General features: G+C 62.6%; 1 protein-coding gene. It reads left to right on the forward strand.

The genetic code is table 11. The features are described 5' to 3' along the window. Window positions 1–136: 136 nt before the first annotated feature. The coding region (locus tag JJE47_05170; protein ID MBK5266806.1) for a CoA-binding protein at window positions 137–1,731 on the forward strand (1,595 nt) is incomplete at its 3' end.

Here is a 1,731-nt window from a genome sequence, read left to right on the forward strand (position 1 = left end):
CGTTCGGTTGGATCGTGGAGAACGCCGGTTATCAAACCGCCTGGTCACTGGTGGCGGCCGCCTCGTTTACGGCAGCCGGGGTCATGTATCTTGGAGGGCGAAAGCTGGAGAGGGCATCGCATTGAGTTTGAGTCGAATGTTGGATCCCACCTCGATCGCCATCGTCGGATTGTCGGACAATGCCGAAAAGCACGGCGCACGGGTCTTGCGCAACCTTCAAACGTTCGGCTTTCAGGGACCGATCTATGGGGTTCATCCACAAACTCCGTTTGTGGACGGCGTCACCATGGTTGCGGCAACCGGTGATCTGCCCGCCGTTGACCTGGTGCTCTGCGCGATTCCGGCCGCTTCGGTTCCTGGGGCTGTACGGGACCTGAAAGGTCCAGCGGTTGTCGTCGTGTTCAGCGGGGGTTTTAGCGAAGCTCAGGGTGATGGGGTGGCGCGTCAGGCTGAGTTGGTCGATGCCATCGCCCACAACGGCGTCCGGGTCCTGGGGCCGAACTCCGGCGGAGTTATTGCCCCGGCTCATGGCCTGGCAGCCAGCTTTCTGACCTTTCTTGACCGTCCATCGGATCAGATCAAGCCGGGGCCCGTGGGAGTGGTAAGCCAATCTGGCGGGATCATGAGCTACCTCAACAATCTCGCTGCCGGACGCGGTCAAGGTATTGGCGCCTCCGTCTCGACTGGCAACGAAGCCGATCTGACCATTGCCGATGCCATCTCGGCCGTCGCTGAGTTGGACGGAATCAGGTCGATCGCCCTGATCGTCGAGACCATCCGGGATGGGGTCGGCTTCATCGAAGCGGTGACGGCTGCCCATGCCAGGGGAATCAGAGTCGCGGCTTGTCACCTTGGCCGGACCGAATCGAGCCGCCACATGCTCGCCACCCACACGGGAGCGCTCGCCACGAATCGGCGGGTGTTCGAGGGAGTCTGCCGGTCGTTGGGGATCGGTTTGGCCGACACTCCAGAGGAAGTATTCGATGTTGCTGACGTTCTGGCCCGCACTCGGATACTCGGTGGGCCCGGCGTCGGGATGGTAACCCATTCGGGAGGAGTGGCCATTCTGCTCTCGGACCTGGCCGACGCCCGGGGGTTGGCGCTGGCGCCGCCGGGTTCGGAGCTGAAAGAAAAAGTGGCTCCATTCATGCAGCTCGGAGCTGTCAAGAACCCGCTGGATATGGGAGCGATCATCGGGGGACCAGGCCGGTTTGGGTCGGTGGTCGAAGCGTTCGGAATGGACGAAAGTTATGACATTGTGCTGGCGGTTTCGTCGGCTCATCCACCCGCCCACACGCCCGAGCGAGTCGATTCTTTGCTCGCCATTGACTCGGTCCCGATTGTTCATCTGTGGATGGCAGGCGATCAGGTGACCGACAGCCTCGCCCGGCTCAGGGCCGAGGGCGCCGCCGTGGTGACCGACCCCCGGGCAGCTATCGCCGCTTTGGCCGGGGCCGTGGCGTTCTATGAGCGTGACGCCAGCGGGCCGATAGTCCGGCCCGGCTCGACACCCCAGAGGGTGCTTTCGGAACACGCTTCCAAGCATCTTCTCGGTGAGCGGGGGCTTCCGGTGGTCGAAGGAGAACTTGTCACCGATCAGGGTGCCGCCGTGGATGCCTTCGAACGGTTCGGTGAGAGGGTGGTCGCCAAAGTGTCATCTCCTGACGTGCTTCATAAAGCCGAGATCGGGGCGATGCGACTCAACCTGACCTCGGCTGAGTCTGTTGCGAA

This window comes from Acidimicrobiia bacterium (genome assembly GCA_016650365.1).
In the GTDB taxonomy this organism is placed as follows: Bacteria; Actinomycetota; Acidimicrobiia; order Spongiisociales; family JAENVV01; genus JAENVV01.